This is a genomic window from Streptomyces sp. NPDC058576 (assembly GCF_042718715.1).
Taxonomy (GTDB): domain Bacteria; phylum Actinomycetota; class Actinomycetes; order Streptomycetales; family Streptomycetaceae; genus Streptomyces.
Genome location: NZ_JBHXPF010000128.1, coordinates 1 through 2116 on the forward strand (window position 1 = coordinate 1; position 2116 = coordinate 2116).

1 protein-coding gene is annotated in these 2116 nt (G+C 61.2%); it reads left to right on the plus strand.

Annotation, left to right across the window (positions count from 1 at the left end; all coding sequences use genetic code 11):
* The first annotated feature begins 91 nt into the window (after positions 1-91).
* Positions 92-1879 (plus strand): serine/threonine-protein kinase, encoded by a 1788-nt coding sequence (locus tag ACFWRV_RS36375; RefSeq protein ID WP_384340472.1) that lies wholly within the window; start codon positions 92-94, stop codon positions 1877-1879.
* The last annotated feature ends 237 nt before the right edge of the window (positions 1880-2116 follow it).

Genomic DNA, 2116 nt, shown 5'->3' on the forward strand with positions numbered 1-2116 from the left:
TGTGTTAGCCGTTGTTAGCCCGCCGGAGAACGCTCTGGTCCTGGCGGCAATTAGCCGACGTCACCGCCCTGAGGGTCAGTAGGGTGGTTTCATGCCGAAGAACGAACCGTTCATCATCGACGGAGTCACTTACGAGCGCGATTCAACTCCGGGAGGGGGCGGATCAGCCGTGGTGTGGAAGGTCCGCCGTAGGCCCGACGGTCAGGTGTTCGCAGTCAAACAGATTAAGAAGGACAGCAACGCGGACTCCGCTCGCAACAAGCGTTTCAAGCAGGAGATCGAGTACGGGCAGACATCGAGCCACCCGAATGTGGTGAGTATCCACGCGCGCTCAGAGGACGCGAACTTCTTCTACTACGTCATGGACTTCTACCCTATGACGCTGCGACAAGTGATCAACGACGAAACCGATGCTGACGTGCTTCTCGACTACGTGCGCCAGCTCTGCGATGCGCTCGCGTACGTGCACGGCGACGGCGTAGTGCATCGCGACATCAAACCTGAGAATGTCCTCGTCGACCCTGATGCGCGTCGGCTCGTCCTGGCCGACTTCGGCATCGCACATTTCAAGGACTCCTCGCTCACGAACCGCGGAGACCTCCTGGTGAACCGGAACTATCTCGCTCCCGAGCAGATGGTGAGGAACAACGCCCTCAGTATCGGCAAGCCGGCGGACATCTTTGCGCTCGGCCTCGTCATAACCGAGATGTTCACGAAGCAGAACGCCCGAGGGCGACGACACGCGCTTGTGCGCGACCGCTACCCCTTCCTGGCCGACCTCGACCTGATCGTTGAACAGATGCTGCTCCAAGATGAGGCGCAGCGGCTCCGCATCGACACCGTACGCGGCATGCTTCGGGTAACCCTTCAGCGGCTCGACTCGGCAATCGAGGAGATCTCCGACGATCTGAGCCCCAACGAAGGGTCCGCCGACAGCTCGTCCGGCGAGGTCGAGCGAATCCTCGGCCGTGCCGCCAGAGACGTGCTGTCGGCGAAGCATGTCTTCGAGCGGGTCGCCGACAGAGAGCTCGACCGATTTAACCTCAACTATCACTGCGAGGTTGCTTATCGGGTGAGCACGGAGCTGTTCAACACATGTGCTCAAGCCGTTGTATATGCCTCGTGCAAGGCGAAGTTCGATTATGAGGGCGCCGTGCAGTGGGGCGAGAACGACGACGCTCTCGTATTGTCGGCCGCCAAGCCGGGACTCCAGCGCGAGCTGGAGAAGATTCTGGATGATTTCCCCCTCCCTCAGTCTTCGCGCTGGGGCGGTCTGCCGCGGCGGTCGGCTCACTTGTTCCGGTTCTGCAAGGACTACCACTGCGAAGAGCTGCTGACGAGCATCCGCGAATCTGTCTACGGTGAAGGCGATGGCTCGTTGCAGGCGAATCTGATCAGCGCCCCGATCCTTTGGATTACCCGCTGGATGCGTACGGTTCTGGACACCGACTACCTGGACTTCGACAAAACGATTCGTGAGGACATCGGTTTCGAGCACCACCTCTCGGTGCTCTGGGACGAGACGCTTCCGTTGAATTCGGCCCGAGAAGCGGTGGGAGTCGATCTGTTGACCGAGCCGTTCAACGCCGACCACGTCGCCAGCACACTTCAGGCACTGGAAGAGAAGTGGGATGTCTCCGTGGGAGAGCTCGTAGACGGTGAGTACTCGGTCATGTTCCGGTCACGCGATACGTACCGATGTTTCCGCGAAGAGGCGCTCGACCTGGCAGAACCGGGCTCAGTATTCGAAGCCGACGTCCTCGATCTGCTACGCCCTGAGGCGGAGTTCGACGACCTCGTCGCACTCACATGGGGTCGGGACTTCGACGTGGCCATCACGCTCGGGAAGATCCTCGGCACCCCCACGCGCTTGTCCTGAGTCCAAATTTCAAGGGTGGGCATGGGGTGGAGTGGTGCCTGGTCCGAAGCCCTTGTCGCTGGAGTTGTCCGATCGCGAACACCAGGTGCTGCGTGGCTGGTTGCGCGAGCGGACGGCGTCTACGGCATTGGGTGCTGCGGTCGAGGATCGTGCGGAGGACCGGGCGAACGCGCAGGTCGCGCTCGCGCCGGGCGGGGCGTCGTGGAGACGAGTTCGGCTCTTACAACGGCTAACACG